This window comes from Ponticoccus litoralis (assembly GCF_039769985.1).
Classification (GTDB): Bacteria; Pseudomonadota; Alphaproteobacteria; order Rhodobacterales; family Rhodobacteraceae; genus Ponticoccus; species Ponticoccus litoralis.
Window position 1 is genome coordinate 3,704,137 of the sequence record NZ_JBDNCH010000002.1, and the last position, 17,654, is coordinate 3,721,790.

The following is a 17,654-nucleotide window of genomic DNA, read 5'->3' on the forward strand; positions in this document are numbered from 1 at the left end:
GCACCGGCCCCGTGCGAGGATGGGCAAGGACAGGCCCTCCGCCCCCACCCTGTTCGTCGGGGGCCGGGCCGACAGGTCTCGGGCCGGACCCCCTGTTGCGCCACCGGTGAGCGCAAGTTCCGTATGGGCGGCGCTCAGGCCCGGCGGGCCTGCGCCATGGGCCGCGGCCTCGGCGCCCGGATCACCGTGGCCCCTGCCCGACCCTGCCTCAGCTACAGCCCGAGGTGCCGCCGCAGGTGTTGCACTTCATGCAGGTGCCGTTGCGCACCAGCGTGTAGTTGCCGCACTCGCCGCAGGATTCGCCCTCGTAGCCCTGCATCTTGGCCTTGGTCACGGCGCTCATGGCCATGGCCGACGCGCCCGATCCACCGGACACTGAGACCGCCGCCGAGGCTGTCGCCACCGGGCCCGACGCCGTGGCGGGCACCAGCGTTTTCAGCACGCTGTCCGCATCGGCGCCGTTGTTCAGGGCCACCGCGCCCTGAATGCCGCCCTGAAGCACCACAAGTTCCTGCGGCAGGCGCTTGCGCAGGTAGCCGGTCGAGCTGATCTGCTTCAGCACCTCCAGCGAGCGGGTCGCGGCGGTTTCCGACAGTTCCTTGACGTTCGAGACGCCCTCTTCCTCGCCCCGGCCCAGATCGTCGAAGGACGCGCCTTCGGGTTTGACATGCGCAAGGTCGGTGCGGTCCAGGTAGGAAACCGCCAGTTCGCGGAAGATGTAGTCGAGGATCGAGGTCGCGTTCTTGATCGAGTCGTTGCCCTGCACCATGCCCGCCGGTTCGAACTTGGTGAAGGTGAAGGCGTCGACGAACTCCTCCAGCGGTACACCGTACTGAAGGCCCACCGACACCGCGATGGCGAAGTTGTTCATCATCGCGCGGAAGCCCGCGCCTTCCTTGTGCATGTCGATGAAGATCTCGCCAAGGCTGCCGTCCTGGTATTCGCCGGTGCGCAGATAGACCTTGTGACCGCCGACAATCGCCTTCTGGGTATAGCCCTTGCGGCGCTCGGGCATCTTGGTCCGCTCGGACTTGATGATCTCTTTCACGACGATCTTCTCGACGATCTTCTCGGCCAGCACCTGCGCCTTTTCCTGCGCATTGCCGGTTTCGAGGATCTCGGCGGCCTCTTCGTCGTCCTCGACCAGCGCGGCGGCCAGCGGCTGCGACAGCTTCGAGCCGTCACGATACAGCGCGTTGGCCTTCACACCCAGCGACCACGACAGTTCATAGGCCTTCTGGCAGTCCTCGATAGAGGCCGAGTTCGCCATGTTGATGGTCTTGGAAATGGCGCCCGAGATGAAGCTCTGCGCGGCGGCCATCATGGTGATGTGGCTTTCGACTGACAGGTAGCGCTTGCCCTTCTTGCCGCAGGGGTTGGCGCAGTCGAAGACCGTCAGGTGATCCTCGCGCAGGAAGGGCGCGCCCTCCAGCGTCATGGTCCCGCAGACGTGGTCGTTGGCCGCGTCGATTTCCGCCTTGGTGAAGCCCAGGTGGCGCAGCAGGTCAAAGGTCGGGTCGTTCAGCTTGGCCGCCGGGATGCCCAGCGTATCCTTGCAGAAGGTCTCGCCCAGCGTCCACTGGTTGAAGACAAAGCGGATGTCGAAGGCGGTGGCCAGCGCGGCCTCGAGCTTTTCGATCTGCGCCGGGCCGAAACCATGGGCCATCAGGCGGGTGTGGTTGACGCCGGGCGCATTGCCCAGCGTCTGGTGACCGACGGCATAGGAGATGATCTCTTCGATCTGGGCGCTGCCATACCCCAGATTCTCCAGTGCCGCCGGAACCGAACGGTTGATGATCTTGAAGTAGCCGCCGCCGGCGAGCTTCTTGAACTTCACCAGCGCGAAGTCGGGCTCGATGCCGGTGGTGTCGCAGTCCATCACCAGACCGATGGTGCCGGTGGGCGCGATGACGGAAACCTGCGCATTGCGGTAGCCGTGCTTCTCCCCCAGCGCCAGCGCCTCGTCCCATGCACCGGTGGCAAGGTCGATCAGCGCGGGCACCGGGCAGTTGCCGTGGTCCAGCGCAACCGGCTTCACCGCGAGGCCCTCATAGCCCTCGGTCCTGCCATAGGCGGCATTGCGGTGGTTGCGGATGACCCGCAGCATGTCGGCGCGGTTCTTCTCGAACTTGGCGAAGGCACCGACCTCTCCGGCGATCTCGGCGGAGGTGGCGTAGGACACGCCGGTCATGATCGCTGTCAGCGCACCGCAAAGCGCGCGGCCCGCGTCGCTGTCATAGCCCAGCCCCATGTTCATCAAGAGGCCGCCGATGTTGGCATAGCCCAGGCCCAGCGTGCGGAAGTCGTAGCTGAGCTGCGCGATTTCCTTCGAGGGGAACTGCGCCATGGTCACCGAGATTTCCAGCGTCAGCGTCCACAGGCGGGTCGCATGCATGTAGCGCTCGGCGTCGAAGTGACCGTCCTTGAGGAAGGTCAGCAGGTTCATCGAGGCAAGGTTGCAGGCCGTGTCGTCGAGGAACATGTACTCGGAACAGGGGTTCGAGCCACGGATCTCGCCGTCCTGCGGGCAGGTGTGCCATGCGTTCACGGTGTCGTGGAACTGGATGCCCGGATCGGCGCAGGCCCATGCGGCATGGCCGATCTGCTCCCACAGCTCCTTGGCGTCGACGGTCTTGGCGACCGTGCCGTCGGTGCGGCGGATCAGCTCCAGGGCTTGCCCTCGCGGACCGCCGTCAGGAAGGCGTCGGTGACGCGGATCGAGTTGTTGGAGTTCTGGCCCGAGACCGATGCATAGGCCTCGGAATCCCAGTCGGTGTCATAGGTCGGGAATTCGATCGAGGCATAGCCCTGGCGCGCGTAGTCGAGCACGCGCTTGATGTAGGTCTCGGGGATCATGGCGCCCTTGGCGGCGCGCACGGCCCCCTTCAGCGCCTCGTTGACCTTGGGGTCATAGGCGCCATCCTCGGTGCCGTCGAAGGAGCGGATCGCCTGGAAGATGCCGTTCAGCATCTTCTCGTGCATCTTCGAACCCGCGACGATGGAGGCGACCTTCTGCTCTTCCTTGACCTTCCAGTTGATGAATTCCTCGATGTCCGGGTGGTCGGCATCGCAGATCACCATCTTGGCCGCGCGGCGCGTGGTGCCGCCCGACTTGATCGCGCCCGCCGCGCGGTCGCCGATCTTGAGGAACCCCATCAGGCCGGACGACTTGCCGCCGCCGGACAGGCTTTCGCCCTCGGCGCGCAGAGACGAGAAATTGGTGCCGGTGCCGGAGCCGTATTTGAACAGGCGCGCCTCGCGGACCCAGAGATCCATGATGCCGCCGTCGCCGACGAGATCGTCGGCAACCGACTGGATGAAGCAGGCATGCGGCTGCGGGTGCTCGTAGGCGGACTTGGACCGGGTCAGCTTGCCGGTCTGGAAGTCGACGTAGTAGTGGCCCTGACCGGGGCCGTCGATGCCATAGGCCCAATGCAGGCCGGTGTTGAACCACTGCGGGCTGTTGGGGGCAGCAACCTGCGAGGCCAGCATGTGGCGCATTTCGTCGTAATAGGCGCGGGCGTCCGCCTCGGTGGTGAAGTAGCCGCCCTTCCAGCCCCAGTAGGCCCAGGCGCCTGCAAGACGGTCAAAGACCTGACGGGCCGAGGTCTCGCCCACGCGCGGCGTGTCCTTGGAGGCGGCGACAGAGCGCCACAGGAACTCGGGCACGCCCTCTTCGGGCACGCGCTTCAGCTCGGTCGGGACGCCGGCCTTGCGAAAATACTTCTGGGCGATGACGTCGCTGGCGACCTGGCTCCAGCTTTTGGGCACTTCGAGGTTGTCGAGAGCGAAGACGGTCGAACCGTCCGGGTTGCGGATTTCGGACCGCGTGGTGACGAAAGAGATGCCTGCGTAAGCGTCCCGTCCGGCCTTCGTGTACTGTCTCTCGATTTTCATTGTGCTGCCCCTGAAGCGGTCTGTGCTGATAGTCACCTGCCGATCCCGGGTCCGCGCAGGACAGAAAGACGATCGCATCGCGGAACTGCCCGTCCCCGCCGCTGGATATCGTGTCACTCTGTCCTTGGCGCCGCTCTGTGCCACAACATCTAGTGGCATCCCCAACCGGCCCGCACAACATGGCTAATCTGACCGCCTCAGGTCAACGAAGTTTTTTGAGATTTCCCCATATATTTAGTGTTGACCCGTGCGGCCCCCACTAGGGGCAGTGAGGGGCTCCGATTCACTCACAGACTGTGGATGAGTTCCGGCCCCGCAAAGCCAGCCAAAAGCCCTATTGATCCCGAGGTTTATCCACAGCCCCTTTGTGCTGCCCGGTCATCCGCCAGCGCATCCCTGCGAAAGGCACCTGCGGCAGTCCTGCACCACATCTAGCGGGAATGACACAGGCAACCGACATATCTGACCGGAAAAGCGATTCGGAATACCCTGCCTGCTTTTCAGGCAAACGCCTGTTTCTGCCGCAAAACCCGGGTGCTCCGACCCGGTGCCGGAAAACTGTGCACAACACGCCCCCGGCGCCGCAATGCCACGTTCCGGCCCGGCATGGCGCGGGCGCAACCGGCACCATGTCCTGTAGCGGCACCACTGTCAGTCGCCGCCCGGGCCGGTCGCCCGCCTGTCTCTGGAAACGAAAACACCCCGGGCGCAGCGCGTCCGGGGTGCCCTGGAAAATGACTGTGGCCCGGGGTCAGAACACCATGCCCACGGAGAGGGAAACCGAATTCTCCGTGCGACCGTTGCCGAAGATCCGCTGCCCTTCCAGGCGGCCCTGAAGGCCGTTGTTGAAGTCGAAGCCGATCATGGCAGAGGCCTTGCCGAACATATCGTCCCGCCCGTCAACGGCGGTCTGGAAGCTGGCGCCGCCCGCGGTCGTCTGGGTCACCGAGAAATCCTTCGCCATGGTATCCTTCATCGCGGAGAGGTCGAAGTACCCGTACAGCATGCCGTTCGACTTCGCGGCCTCGTAGGCATAGCGCGTGCCGATCCCGACGATATTGCTGTCGATGTCGAAGGCATCGGTGGTCACGCCGTTGTTGTCTTCGCTGAAGCTGTCGAAGCTGGTGTTGCTGCGGGTGATCTCGCCGTAGAACCCAAGCGATCCCGGCATCTTGATCACTTCGGGGCCGAAGTTGTAGCCCAGCCGGATGCGCGCACCGCGCTGGTCCGCCTCGGGATTGGACGAGAAGTTCGACAGCATGCCCAGGCGGGTCTGGTCGATCTCGATATCGCCGTGGAACAGGTGCAGGTCGCCAAACAGGCCGCTGGGATTGTACCCCGCCGCATAGACCGAGGCGAACTTGATCGTCCCGTCAAGAGAGCCAAGGTCGTCCTTGCGGTTGGCGTCAAAGCTCTCCTTGCCGAAGCTGGCGCCGATCAGCGAGCGTTCGAAGCCCGCCGCCCGGCCCATGCTGTACTCGGCGTTCAGGCCGAAGTAGCGCGCGGTGTAATCCAGCCCGGTGTTGTTGGTGGTCGAGTCGATTTCACCGCTTGCGCCAAGCCCGGTCAGCGAGAATTTCAGCCCGCCAAAGGCCATCAGCGCGTCGCCCTGAGTCGAGACGGTGGCCGCGTCGAGCGACGAGAAGGACAGTGCGTCGAACCGCGTCGTCGCCATGTCGAGGTGGTGGTTGGTCCCCATCAGGACGAGATCGCCCAGCGGCGAGATCGCATGGCCGAGGGGGCCGCCGATCGGCGTGCCGCCGACCCCGGCGAACCCGAAGATGAAGGTGTTCGGCACGCCCAGCGTGGCACCGTCGGCGCTGCTGGGCTGGCCCAGCGAATAGACCTCGGCACCCACCTCCGACAGGGCCATCAGGGCATCGTCCTCGGATGCGGCGGCGCCGTAGAAGATGGTGAAATCGGCCTCGTCTCCGGCTGCGACCGTCCCGAAGGAAAAGTCGAAGGCGGCGCCATGGTCCGCCGGGCCGCTGTCGGTGAAGTTGCCGTTCAGAACCGCGTCGCCGGCGATGGTGGTCAGCGGCACGTTCGGGTTGCCCGAGACGAAACCGTCGTCAGAGCTGCCGATCAGCCGCGAGGCCGGCCAGCCCTGGATCGTCACGAATTCCGAGAACTCCGTGGGCGGCACGTCCCAGTCCATCGCACGGCGATAGACCAGCTGGCCGATTTCGGCGGCACCGGCGTTCAGCAGGGTCACGTCCACCTGGTACAGGTTGTCCGACGACGACGCCGAGAAGTCATGTTCGACATCCACGACGAAGGCGCCGTCGGTGACGGTAACGGTGCTGATCGCCGAATCGCCGCCCGAGGCCGCGTCGGTGCCGGTCCCGGCGGCGACGATGCTGCCCGCGCCGATGTTGCTGAAGCCGAAGCTCTGCCCGGCCATACCGAAGGCGCCCGAGGTCAGATCCGCGATGCCCCAGCCTTCACAGGCGCAGCCCGGCGCCAGCGCCTCGCCGCCGGTCGGCAGAAAGGTCAGACCGGTTCCGCCGGTGACGAGGTTGCCGCGCGGGTTGATGCCCAGCTGGACCGTGCCGTTGTCGATGATTTCCTGCGCTGCCGCGATGCCGGGGACAAAACCGCCCATAGCCACCCAAAGCGCAATGCGGGATACTGGCTGCTTCATGAAAAAGCTCCCTGTGTAAATATGTACCTGTGACCGAAACACTGACTGAAATGGAATCGGGCACGCTTCAAAGATGCCCCTGTGGTAGCCCGGTCAGAGATCTGCCTGCGCATGAATCTTGAGGAGGTAGCAATTGTCCCCGCGACCTGTCGCAAAAAGGCGACATTGCCTGCGGCACGGGATTGGGTCGACGCTGTGGAAAATGGTCGGGGCGGCGAGATTCTGAACTCACGACCTTCTGTACCCAAAACAGACGCGCTACCAGGCTGCGCTACGCCCCGACAGGCTTGGCGTTTAGCGCCCGCGGACCACGAAGGAAAGCCCAAAAGCGCCCGGCCCTGCGCCCGGGTCCGCAATAGACTGTAGAGCCCGCCGCGCGCGCGCGCTGCCACGGCGCGCCCGTCAGTTGCAGCGCCAGGCCGGATCGGAAATGGCCGGGTGGCGCATCTGGCTGCCGGGCTTGATCCCCAGCATGCCCGCCATCCCGCCATTGATTTCCAGCACGTACTGGATGTTGTCGCCGCCCGGGATCTGCGTCAGGTCGCCCGGCTGCGCCATGGCGTGAACGCGCCGCACCACGCCGTGCCGGTCGGCGAAGATCATGTCGAGCGGAATGAGCGTGTTCTTCATCCAGAAAGAAACCGTACCGCGCCGAGGGAAAGACGAAGAGCATGCCGAAACTGGGTGGCATCGATTTGACGTGCATCAGCCCCTGCGCGCGTTCGGGGCCGTCGTCCGCCACCGTCACCGAAAACCGCGCCTTGCCGAAGTCGCCGCGCAGCAGGATCGTGTCCTCGCGGCAGGCGGGCGCGGTCGGATCAATCGCCGGGAACTCCCCGGCCAGAAGCGTGGCATCGCCTTGCGGCGGGGCCGCATCCTCTTGGCCGATCGGGGCAATCGGGGTCGCGATCCTGTCGCGTGCCGGTGCCGCGACCGCGTCGGGGTCGTCGCTCTGTGCCATAGCGGATGGCTGATCGGACCCCGCAAGGGCAGCGCCCGGGGATCGGGCCTCGTCCTCGGTTGCCGGTTTCGCCGTCGCTGGATCGGCTGCTGGCGCATCCGGGGTTCCGTACCGTCTGCGATGGTATCCGCAAGCGTTCCGCCCCCTCATCGGCAGCGCAGAGTGCCGTTGCCAGCCCCAGAACCAGAACCGAACTCAACGCGACAAGGCGGTTTCCCATGCGTGCACTTCCATCGCCATTCGCCCGCGCTTGCCCTCTACCACGCGGATCGCAAGGGCCTCGCCCGGTTGCAGATCCGCCAGTGCCCGAGCGGCGCAGGACCTCGATATGAATGAACACATCTTCCGGCTTTCCGAAGATATTTGCAAACCCGAAACCCTTGGCCTTGTCGAACCACTTCACCCGGGCGGGTTCCAGCGGCGCATTGGCCATGACCTCGGGGTCGATGTTCTCGAAATCCGTCAGCGGAAGCCCGGCCTCTGGTTCTGGCGGTTCGATCTTCAGCACCCGGGTGGCCTGAACGCCGCGCTCTGTCTTCTGCACCGCGATCTCGATCCGGGCGCCGTCGGCGACAGAGCTTTGACCGAAATTGCGCAGGACATTGGCATGAAGAAGGATGTCCGGCCCGCCGTCATCGGCGATCACGAACCCAAAGCCCTTGGACGGGTCGAACCACTTCACTCTGCCGAATACCGGCGGAGCCTCGCTGCTGGTCGTCGTCAAATCCGAGTCCACTGTACCGACTTACCCCCAGGCAAAGCTTGGAACAAAACGGTCCCCGCGTGCAAGAGAGGTTTACCGTCTTTTTGTGTCAGACGACGCGCCAATGCCGCGCCCATGCAATTGACGTGACATGAAAAGATCAAGCAACCTCAAAGGATTGTCACGGACACAAGCGCAACACGGCCCAGTCCGCCGCGATTGTTTCCCGGCTCCATCGGAAGCGGTCGTGCAGCCGGAAGGCGCCATCTGCCCAGAATTCGATTTCCGTCGGGCGGATCCGGTAGCCCCCCCAGAACGGCGGGCGCGCGGGGTTGGTGCCTTTGCCGGCCGTCACCTTCGCAACCTCGGCCATCAGGGCGGTACGCGACGACAGCGGCTGGCTCTGGTCCGAGGCCCAGGCCCCGAGACGGCTCTTGAGCGAGCGCGAGGCGTAATAGGCATCCGCCTGCGGGCCGTCCTCACGCTCGACCGTGCCGCGCACGCGGATCTGGCGGCGCAGGGACTTCCAGTGCATCACGAAAGCCGCCTTGCCGGAGCCCTCGATTTCCCGGGCCTTCACCGATCCGTAATTGGTGTAGAAGACAAAGGCATCGGCCTCGATCTCCTTCAGCAGCACCATGCGGGCATTGGGCAGGCCGTCGGCGTCCACGGTGGACAGGGCAATGGCATTGGGATCGTTGGCTTCGCTGCCTTCGGCCTCTTTCAGCCAGGCACGGGCGATGGCAAAGGGGTCGTCTCCGGCGAAAATGCCTGTTCTGTCGCTCATCTCGGGTCTCCTGCGCTGGCGGACAATGGGCCGCTCGGGGCGCCGCGCGGCGGCGGCTCGATGACGGCTTAACAGCAAAGCGGTCTTGAAGACCACGAGGCCATCGCCTAAACGACACGAAATAAACCACAGGTGGAAGGGGTGGTCATGTCGAACGGCTTGATGACGGGAAAACGCGGCCTGATCATGGGGCTGGCAAACGACAAGTCGATCGCCTGGGGCATCGCCAAGGCGCTTGGCGACGCGGGGGCCGATCTGGCCTTCTCCTACCAGGGCGAGGCGCTGAAGAAGCGGGTCGATCCGCTGGCGGCGCAGCTGGGCTCCTCGATCGTGCTGCCCTGCGACGTCGGTGACGAGGGCAGCATCGACATGCTGTTCAACGCGCTGGCCGAGGAATGGGACAATCTCGACTTCATCGTCCACGCCATCGGCTTTTCCGACAAGAACGAGCTGCGCGACCGCTACGTCGACACCACGCGCGGCAACTTCCAGCTGACCATGGACATCTCTGTCTACTCCTTCACCGCCGTCATGCAGCGGGCCGAGAAGATGATGAACCGCGGCGGCAGCGCCCTGACGCTGACCTACTACGGCGCCGAACGCATCATGCCGCATTACAATGTCATGGGTGTGGCCAAGGCGGCGCTCGAGGCCTCGGTGCGCTATCTCGCCGAGGATCTCGGCAAGGACGGCATCCGGGTGAACGCCATTTCCGCCGGGCCGATCAAGACGCTGGCGGCCTCGGGCATCGGCGATTTCCGCTACATCATGAAGTGGAACGAGTACAACTCGCCGCTGCGTCGCAACGTGACGATCCAGGACGTCGGCAACTCTGCGCTCTACCTGCTGTCGGATCTGGGCAGCGGCGTGACCGGGGAAACCCACCACGTCGATGCCGGCTATCACGTCGTCGGCATGAAGGCCGTGGACGCCCCCGACATCACCAAGGGCTGAGAGCGCGGCGGCGCGCCCTCTTGCGGCGCCCGCCCCTTCCGGCCACTCTGCCGGAACGCGCCGGGCCAAAAGGGGGCCACGCGCGCGGCGGAGCCAGCTTCATGACCCTGACCCATGTAATCGCCTTCAACCTGACGCTGCTGGCCGCCATGGCCGCGCCCGGTCCCGCGCTGCTCTATGCCCTGCGCCAGTCCATTGCCGGGGGCTTTCGCACCGGCATGGTCACCGGCGCCGGGCTGGGAACCGTGGCGGCGCTCTGGACCGGCGCCGCGCTCCTCGGGCCTGAACGCGGTCTTCGCGCTGGTGCCCTGGGCCTATCTCGCGCTGAAGATCACCGGCGCGCTCTACCTGATTTACGTGGCCTATACGCTCTGGCGCGATGCCCGCCGCCCGGTCTCCGACAGCGCCCTAGCCGGGCGCGCGCGCCTTTCTCGGCGGCATGCTGGTGAACCTCGCCAACCCGAAAAGCATCCTTTTCGCCGCCTCGGTGCTGATCGTGATCTTTCCGCCCGACCTCGCGCCCGCCGAAAAGGCCCTGATCGTCGCCAATCACCTGGCGGTGGAACTGGTCGTCTACACCGGTTTCGCGGCGCTGCTCTCGACCCGGCTCGCCCGGGCAGGTTATTTGCGTCTGAAACCCGTGATCGACCGTGTGGCCGGCGCCATCCTCGGCGCGCTCGGCCTGCGGCTCCTGCTGGACCGCTAGGATGACCCCTGCCCTCTTTGCCTCTGTCGTGCTGGTGCACCTTCTCGCCGCCATGAGCCCCGGCCCCTCCTTCGTGGTCTGCGTCAGGACGGCGGCCTCGGAAGGGCTGCGCACGGCGCTGGCGCTCTCGGCGGGCTTCGGCCTGGGCGCCGGGCTCTGGGCGGCGGGCGCCATGGCCGGCCTGGCGCTGCTGTTCGAACTGATCCCGCCGCTCTTCACCGCGCTGAAGGTGGTCGGCGGCCTCTTCCTGCTGTGGATCGCCATCGGCATGTGGCGCCACGCCCCCGAGCCGCTGCCGCAGCTGGGCGAGACCCGCCCCCGCAGCGCCTGGGCCGCCTTCCGCTTCGGTTTCCTGACCTATGCAACCAACCCGAAACCGGCGATCTTCTTCGGTGCCGTCTTCGTGGGCCTGGTGCCCGCCGAGACGCCGCTGGCCGCCCGCGCGGCGCTGGTTGCCGTGATCGCCCTGAACGAGGGCCTCTGGTACGCGCTTGTCAGCCGTGTCTTCTCGCTGCCGAAGGCCCGCGCCGCCTATGCGCGCGTCAAGGCCCGCATCGACCGCGCCTTCGGATCGCTCATCGCCGTCTTCGGCCTCAAGATCACCTTCACCTGACCGACCCCAGCCGCCACAACCAAGGAGAGCCCCATGGACAACCGCCTGCCCCACGAGAAGGGCTTCCACGTCAGCTGGGACCAGCTGCACCGCGACGCCCGCGCATTGGCCTGGCGCCTGCAGGGACAGGGCCCGGACGAGGGCCAGTGGCGCGCCGTGGTCGCCATCACCCGCGGCGGCATGGCCCCCGCGATGATCGTCGCCCGCGAACTCGACATCCGCACCGTCGACACGATCAGCGTAAAAAGCTACAACCACCAGACCCAGTCCGCCCCCCGGATCATCAAGGCCCCCGATCCGGAGGTCGTAGGCGACGGCACCGGCATCCTCGTGGTCGACGACCTCGTCGACACCGGACGCACGCTCGAGGTGGTGCGCGGTCACATGCCCAAGGCCCAGATCGCCACGGTCTACGCCAAGCCGCAGGGCCGCCCGCAGGTCGATACCTTCATCACCGAGGTCAGCCAGGACACCTGGATCTTCTTCCCCTGGGACATGGCGCTGCAATACGTCAAACCCTACCGCGGCACCGACTGAGGGGACAGGGACCGCGCGGACCCTCCGCCAAGTCCCGGGGACACCCCGGCTTCTTCGGTCTTAAAATACCGCGGGGCCCGGGGCAGCGCCCCGGACGGGGGTCTGGGGGCAAAGCCCCCGGGGGAAATGCGCCCCCGAAAGGGGGCCCATCGCGGCAAACCCGCCTCAACCGGCGCCACCCCCTGCCCGGGCGCCCGATCAGCCGCGACAGGATCCGGTTTCCCGCGATAGCGTCCGCAGCCGCCGGATGCGCAAAGACCCACGCCACACCCCCGCGCCGCCTGCATCCGCTGCCACGCCGCCCTGCGGCCCATGCCGCTTCCCTGGCCCCCCGATCCCCCGGGCACAGCCGGTGGCGCGGCAAAGCCGCTGCGACACCCGGCAGCCCTTCCGCCCTCCAGCAGAGACCGCCCCCGCGACCGCGCCCCGCCCCCTTCGCCCAGAGGCCGCCCATGACCACACGCACCGACGCCACCTTCTTTCCCCCGATCCCCGAAGCACAACGCTGGCTGAAAGGCGTGACCTTTCCGCCCGACCGCCCGCTGATCAACCTCAGCCAGGCCGCCCCCGCCGAGCCGCCGCCGCCCGAGATGCTGGGCGCCATGGCCGCAATGCTGCAAGAGACCGCGACACATCTCTACGGCCCGGTTCTCGGCCTGCCCGCCCTCCGCGCGGCTCTGGCCGACGACTGGGCCCGGCACTACGGCGCCCCTGTCACGGCCGGGCAGATCGGCATCACCCAGTGGCTGCAACCAGGCCTTCGCCGCGACCCTCTCGGCGCTCACCACCGAGGGTGACGAGGTCATTGTCCCGACGCCCTGGTACTTCAATCACAAGATGTGGCTGGACATGAGCGGGCTGCGCGCCGTGCCCCTGCCCACCGGCGCCGACCTGATCCCCGAGGCCGATGCCGCGCGCCCGCTGATCACCGCAAGAACCCGCGCCATCGTCCTGGTCACGCCGAACAATCCGACCGGCGCAGAGTATCCGCCCGAGACCCTGCGCGCCTTCTTCGACCTGGCCCGCGCGCATGGTCTGAAGCTGGTCGTCGACGAGACCTACCGCGATTTCCATTCCCGGCCCGGCGCGCCGCACGATCTTCTGACCACGCCCGGATGGGACGCCACGCTGGTCCAGCTCTACAGCTTCTCCAAGGTCTACCGCCTGACCGGCCACCGCGTTGGCGCGGTGATCGCCAACCCGGAGCTGCTGCACCAGATCGAGAAGTTTCAGGACACCGTGGCGATCTGTGCGCCCACCCCGGGCCAGAAGGCCGCGCTCTGGGGCCTGCAGAACCTGGGCGACTGGAAAGACGCGCAGCGGCAGGAGATCCTGACCCGCCGCGCCGCCATCGCCGAGGGGTTCGCCCCCCTGCGGGATCGCGGCTGGCGGCTGCGCGGGCTGGGCGCCTATTTCGCCTATCTCGACCATCCCTTCGCGGAAGGCGCCGCGGCCCTCGCCCCGCGTCTGGTGCGCGAGGCAGGCGTTCTGACCCTGCCCGCCACCATGTTCACGCCATCCGGCGATGCCTCGGGCGAGCGCTGCCTGCGCGTGGCCTTCGCCAATACCGACAGCGCCGGTCTGGCCCGGGTCCTCGACCGGCTGGCAGGGGTGGAGGGCCCCCTTGCCACCCCTTCGGGCGCAGCGTAGACAAGCCCGGAAAATTCGCGGGCAGAGGAGCGCAGCATGGCACGGAAAACCGGGAAAGTCGGCGGTATGGCAGGCTGGCTCTTGCTGGGGCTTCTGCTGCTGGCGCTGGGGGGCTTCGGCGCGACCAGCTTCTCGGGCAACCTCCGCAGCATCGGCTCTGTCGGCGAGACCCCGATCCCGGTCTCGACCTACGCCCGCAGCCTGCAGAACGAGATCCGCGCCATCGAGGCCCAGCAGGGCGGCGCCATGACCTTCCAGCAGGCGCAGGCACGCAACATCCCGCAGCAGGTGCTGTCGCAGATGGTGGTGACCGCCGCCCTGAAGGAAGAGGCCGACACGCTGGGCATCTCGGTCGGCGACGACAAGCTGGCGCAGGACCTGCGCGCGATCCAGGCCTTTCGCGGGCCGGACGGCAGCTTCAACCGCGAAGCCTACCGCATGACACTGGAAAACGCGGGCCTGTCGGAACGCGAGTTCGAGGAACAGCTGCGCGGCGAAAGCGCCTCGACACTGTTGCAGGGCGCGGTCCTGGCCGGCATCAAGATGCCGCCGGCCTATCTCGACACGCTCATCGCCTATACCGGCGAGCGCCGCAGTTTCAGCTGGGCCGAGGTCAGCGCCGACGCGGGTGGTCTGGACACCGGCACCACCGAGGCCACCGAGGACGACCTGCGCGCCTTCTACGAAGAGAACATCGGCGCCTTCACCCGGCCCCGGACCAAGGACATCACCTATGCCTGGCTGACGCCCGAGATGATCGTCGAGACCGTCGAGGTCGACGAGAACTCGCTGCGCGCCGCCTATGAAGAGCGCTCGGCCCAGTACAACATGCCCGAGCGGCGGCTGGCCGAACGGCTCGTCTTCGCCAATGAGGCAGAGGCGCAGGACGCGGCAGAGCGCATCGCCGCCGGGGAAGTGACCTTCGAAGACCTCGTGGCGGAACGCGATCTCGACCTCGCCGACGTCGATCTTGGGGACGTCAGCCGCGCCGATCTGGGCGAGGCCGCCGAGACGGTCTTTGCCGCAGAGGTCGGCGGCGTCGTCGGCCCCGCGCAAAGCGACCTCGGCGTCGCGCTCTACCGCGTCAACGCCGTGCTGCCCGCGCAGGAAACCAGCTTCGAGGACGCGCTGCCCGACCTGCGCGGCGAACTTGCGCTCGACCGCGCACGCCGCGTGGTCGAACAGCAGGCGCAGGGCTTCGACGATGAACTCGCCGGCGGTGTGACGCTGGAGGAACTGGCCGAGACAACCGACATGGAACTGGGGCAGATCGACTGGAATTCACGGGCCGAAGGGGCGGTGACGGGCTACGAGGCCTTCCGCGCCGCCGCCGAGGCCGCCGAAGAAGGCGACTATCCCGAGATCGCCGAACTGGGCGACGGCGGCGTCTTCGCGCTGCGTGTCGACGGCATCGCCGAGGCCGCGCCCTACCCCTTCGACGAGGTTCGCGACGACGTCCGCGCCGCCTACGATGCACAGGCCCGCGCCAATGCCGCGCTGGAACAGGCCGAGGCGCTGCTGGCGCCGCTGGCCGGGGATGCCAGCTTCGAGGAGATGGGGCTGGAGCAACGCACCGAAACCGGGCTGTCGCGCACCTCTTTCGGCTCCGACCTGCCGCCCGAGGTGCTGGAACGCGTCTTTACCATGCGCCCCGCCGAAACCGCGGCCATCGCCACCGGCGACAGCGCGATCGTGGTGCGCCTGGACGATATCCTGCCCGCCGAGACCGAAAGCCCGCAGGCGCAGCAACTGGCGCGGTTCTTCGGCGATCAGGCGGCACAGGACGTGGCGCAGGATCTCTTCCGCGCGCTGGCGACCGACATTCAGGACCGCGCCGGTGTCAGCATCGACCAGGCGGCACTGAACGCCGTACACGCGAACTTCCAGTAAGGTCCCGCCCATGTCCGCTCTGACCCCCGGCTTCGATGCCTTCGCCAAGGCCTACGAGGCCGGGCAGAACCAGATCGTCTACACCCGCCTCGCCGCCGACCTCGACACGCCGGTCTCGCTGATGCTGAAGCTGACCGGCGCCGCCAAGGACGCCTTCATGCTGGAATCGGTGACCGGCGGCGAAGTGCGCAGCCGCTACTCGATCATCGGCATGAAGCCCGACCTGATCTGGCAGTGCCACGACGGCGCCAGCCGCCTGAACCGGCAGGCGCGCTTCGACCCCGAGGCCTTCGAGGACCAGTCCGACGACCCGCTGACCGCCCTGCGCGCGCTGCTGGCGGAATCGCGGATCGACCTGCCCGCCGACCTGCCGCAGGCCGCCGCCGGGCTCTTCGGCTACCTCGGCTACGACATGATCCGGCTGGTCGAGCGCCTGCCGGACGTGAACACCGATCCGCTGGGCCTGCCCGACGCCATGATGATGCGCCCCTCGGTGGTGGCGGTCCTCGACGGCGTGAAGGGAGAGGTCACTGTTGTCTCGCCCGCATGGGTGCAGGACGGGCTGTCGGCGCGCGCCGCCTATGCACAGGCCGCCGAGCGCGTCATGGACGCGGTGCGCGACCTGGAACGGGCCATGCCGCAGGCCACCCGCGATCTGGGTGATGCCGCAGAGCTGGGCGAGCCGGTGTCGAACTTCACCCGCGAGGGCTACAAGGCGGCGGTCGAGACGGCCAAGGACTACATCCGCGCCGGCGACATCTTCCAGGTGGTGCCCTCGCAGCGCTGGACGCAGGACTTTCCGCTGCCGCCCTTCGCGCTCTATCGCTCGCTCAGGCGGACCAACCCCTCGCCCTTCATGTTCTACTTCAACTTCGGCGGCTTCCAGGTGATCGGCGCCAGCCCCGAGATCCTCGTGCGGGTCTTCGGGCAAGAGGTCACGATCCGCCCCATCGCGGGCACCCGGCCCCGGGGCGCCACCCCCGAAGAGGACAAGGCGCTGGAGGAAGACCTGCTCGCCGACCAAAAGGAACTGGCCGAACACCTGATGCTTCTGGACCTCGGGCGCAACGACACCGGCAAGGTCTCGAAGATCGGCACCGTGCGCCCGACGGAACAGTTCATCATCGAACGCTACAGCCACGTCATGCACATCGTCTCGAACGTGGTGGGCGAACTGGCAGAGGATCAGGACGCGCTCTCGGCCTTCTTCGCGGGCATGCCCGCGGGCACGGTCTCGGGTGCCCCCAAGGTCCGCGCGATGGAGATCATCGACGAGCTGGAACCGGAAAAGCGCGGCGTCTACGGCGGCGGCGTGGGCTATTTCTCGGCGGGCGGCGACATGGACATGTGCATCGCCCTGCGCACCGCCATCGTGAAGGACCGCAAGCTCTATATCCAGTGCCGGCGGCGGCGTGGTCTACGACAGCGACCCCGAGGCCGAGTACATGGAGACGGTCCACAAGTCGAACGCCATCCGCCGGGCGGCCGCCGATGCGGCCCGCTTCACCGGCGACGGCAACCGCTGAGGGCGCATCCGGCTGCGGGGGCCGGAGGGGGCTCTGCCCCCGCGCTGCGCGCCCCCGAGGTATTTTGGACCAAAGAAGCGTAAGGGTTTCTTAACCCGAATGGTGTCTCCTTCCTGTGCGGTACAGGCGGAGGCGCCGATGTCCGCGACCGGAGAAGCCCCCGCCTCCCAGAGTGCATGTTTCAAGGCAAAATCGGGAGCGGGGGTGGATCCTGGGCGCTGCGACGACCAAGGGCCCGACGGCTGGGCCGCATGAAGTTGCACGTCCGAAAGCCTCCCCTGCTTCTTTGGTCCCAAAGTACCTCGGGGGGAGGCCGCAGGCCGGGGGCGGAGCCCCCTTGCTACGCCGCCGCCTGCGCCTCGGCCCGGATACGCTCGATCATCGCCCGCAGGCCGTTCGAGCGCTGCGCCGAGAGGTGATCGTGCAGGCCAAGCCGCCCCAGTTCGGCGCGGGCGTCCACGGCCGCCACCTCCGCCAGCGGCAGACCATCGTAGAGCCGGTGCAGCAGGGCAATCAGCCCCTTGACGATCAGCGCGTCGCTTTCGCCGTGAAAGTGGAAAACCCCGGCATCCGGGGTCATGTGCAGCCAGACCTGGCTGGCGCAGCCCTCGACCTTGGTGGCGGGCACCTTCAGCGCCTCGGGCAGCGGCTCCATCGCCTTGCCCATCTCGATCACCATGCGGTACCGGTCTTCCCAATCCTCCAGGAACTCGAAATCCTCGACCACCGCTTCGAATGCCGCCTGTGCCATCTGCCAGTTCTCCTTCTTCTGCCCGAGGTAGGCAG

Annotated in this window: 10 protein-coding genes, 1 tRNA gene and 5 pseudogenes; 8 read left to right on the top strand and 8 right to left on the bottom strand. The window is 66.9% G+C overall.

Annotated features, from left to right (window positions below):
- Positions 1 to 208: 208 nt before the first annotated feature.
- The 7 genes and pseudogenes from ABFB10_RS19335 to pdxH all read right to left on the bottom strand — a co-directional run bounded on the left by ABFB10_RS19335 (position 209) and on the right by pdxH (position 8,992).
- A pseudogene (locus ABFB10_RS19335) lies at positions 209 to 3,897 on the bottom strand (vitamin B12-dependent ribonucleotide reductase).
- Positions 3,898 to 4,648: 751 nt separating this feature from the next.
- Positions 4,649 to 6,541, bottom strand: a complete 1,893-nt coding sequence (locus ABFB10_RS19340; protein WP_347167738.1) for an autotransporter outer membrane beta-barrel domain-containing protein — start codon at positions 6,539 to 6,541, stop codon at positions 4,649 to 4,651.
- A 203-nt stretch (positions 6,542 to 6,744) separates the two neighbouring features.
- Positions 6,745 to 6,822, bottom strand: a tRNA-Pro gene (locus tag ABFB10_RS19345).
- 121 nt (positions 6,823 to 6,943) lie between these two features.
- Positions 6,944 to 7,171, bottom strand: a complete 228-nt coding sequence (locus ABFB10_RS24275) for a DUF192 domain-containing protein (RefSeq protein WP_430523032.1) — start codon at positions 7,169 to 7,171, stop codon at positions 6,944 to 6,946.
- Between the two features lie 67 nt (positions 7,172 to 7,238).
- Positions 7,239 to 7,652, bottom strand: a pseudogene (locus ABFB10_RS24280) (hypothetical protein); the annotation flags it as partial.
- A 45-nt stretch (positions 7,653 to 7,697) separates the two neighbouring features.
- Positions 7,698 to 8,226: pseudogene (locus tag ABFB10_RS19355) on the bottom strand (cold-shock protein).
- 160 nt (positions 8,227 to 8,386) lie between these two features.
- Complete coding sequence (gene pdxH, locus ABFB10_RS19360) at positions 8,387 to 8,992, bottom strand: pyridoxamine 5'-phosphate oxidase (RefSeq protein WP_347167739.1); 606 nt, start codon at positions 8,990 to 8,992, stop codon at positions 8,387 to 8,389.
- A gap of 147 nt (positions 8,993 to 9,139) precedes the next feature.
- On the opposite strand from pdxH, the gene fabI reads away from it, so the two are divergent.
- The 8 genes and pseudogenes from fabI to trpE all read left to right on the top strand — a co-directional run bounded on the left by fabI (position 9,140) and on the right by trpE (position 16,868).
- A complete protein-coding gene (gene fabI / locus ABFB10_RS19365) occupies positions 9,140 to 9,946 on the top strand; it encodes an enoyl-ACP reductase FabI (RefSeq protein ID WP_347167740.1) in 807 nt (268 codons plus the stop codon).
- Positions 9,947 to 10,047: 101 nt separating this feature from the next.
- Positions 10,048 to 10,395, top strand: coding sequence for a LysE family transporter (locus ABFB10_RS19370; protein ID WP_347167741.1), 348 nt, complete (start codon positions 10,048 to 10,050; stop codon positions 10,393 to 10,395).
- Positions 10,392 to 10,652: a LysE family transporter gene (locus tag ABFB10_RS19375; RefSeq protein ID WP_347167742.1), complete on the top strand. Its 261-nt coding sequence runs from the start codon at positions 10,392 to 10,394 to the stop codon at positions 10,650 to 10,652. The genes ABFB10_RS19370 and ABFB10_RS19375 overlap by 4 nt, the downstream gene beginning before the upstream one ends.
- A gap of 1 nt (position 10,653) precedes the next feature.
- Positions 10,654 to 11,265 carry a LysE family translocator gene (locus ABFB10_RS19380; protein ID WP_347167743.1) on the top strand — a complete coding sequence of 204 codons (612 nt, stop codon included), beginning with the start codon at positions 10,654 to 10,656 and terminating at the stop codon, positions 11,263 to 11,265.
- A gap of 33 nt (positions 11,266 to 11,298) precedes the next feature.
- Positions 11,299 to 11,802 (top strand): xanthine phosphoribosyltransferase, encoded by a 504-nt coding sequence (gene gpt, locus ABFB10_RS19385; protein WP_347167744.1) that lies wholly within the window; start codon positions 11,299 to 11,301, stop codon positions 11,800 to 11,802.
- Positions 11,803 to 12,254: 452 nt separating this feature from the next.
- A pseudogene (locus ABFB10_RS19390) lies at positions 12,255 to 13,452 on the top strand (aminotransferase).
- A gap of 36 nt (positions 13,453 to 13,488) precedes the next feature.
- Positions 13,489 to 15,342, top strand: a complete 1,854-nt coding sequence (locus tag ABFB10_RS19395; protein ID WP_347167745.1) for a peptidyl-prolyl cis-trans isomerase — start codon at positions 13,489 to 13,491, stop codon at positions 15,340 to 15,342.
- A 10-nt stretch (positions 15,343 to 15,352) separates the two neighbouring features.
- Positions 15,353 to 16,868: pseudogene (gene trpE / locus ABFB10_RS19400) on the top strand (anthranilate synthase component I).
- Positions 16,869 to 17,208: 340 nt separating this feature from the next.
- On the opposite strand, the gene ABFB10_RS19405 reads toward trpE, so the two are convergent.
- A complete protein-coding gene (locus tag ABFB10_RS19405) occupies positions 17,209 to 17,619 on the bottom strand; it encodes a SufE family protein (RefSeq protein ID WP_347167746.1) in 411 nt (136 codons plus the stop codon).
- Between the last annotated feature and the right edge of the window lie 35 nt (positions 17,620 to 17,654).

Coding starts and splice junctions, on each gene's coding strand:
- ABFB10_RS19340 (WP_347167738.1), bottom strand. CDS start 6,541: ATGAAGCAGCCAGTATCCCGCATTGCGCTTTGGGTGGCTATGGGCGGT.
- ABFB10_RS24275 (WP_430523032.1), bottom strand. CDS start 7,171: ATGAAGAACACGCTCATTCCGCTCGACATGATCTTCGCCGACCGGCAC.
- pdxH (WP_347167739.1), bottom strand. CDS start 8,992: ATGAGCGACAGAACAGGCATTTTCGCCGGAGACGACCCCTTTGCCATC.
- fabI (WP_347167740.1), top strand. CDS start 9,140: ATGTCGAACGGCTTGATGACGGGAAAACGCGGCCTGATCATGGGGCTG.
- ABFB10_RS19370 (WP_347167741.1), top strand. CDS start 10,048: ATGACCCTGACCCATGTAATCGCCTTCAACCTGACGCTGCTGGCCGCC.
- ABFB10_RS19380 (WP_347167743.1), top strand. CDS start 10,654: ATGACCCCTGCCCTCTTTGCCTCTGTCGTGCTGGTGCACCTTCTCGCC.
- gpt (WP_347167744.1), top strand. CDS start 11,299: ATGGACAACCGCCTGCCCCACGAGAAGGGCTTCCACGTCAGCTGGGAC.
- ABFB10_RS19395 (WP_347167745.1), top strand. CDS start 13,489: ATGGCACGGAAAACCGGGAAAGTCGGCGGTATGGCAGGCTGGCTCTTG.
- ABFB10_RS19405 (WP_347167746.1), bottom strand. CDS start 17,619: ATGGCACAGGCGGCATTCGAAGCGGTGGTCGAGGATTTCGAGTTCCTG.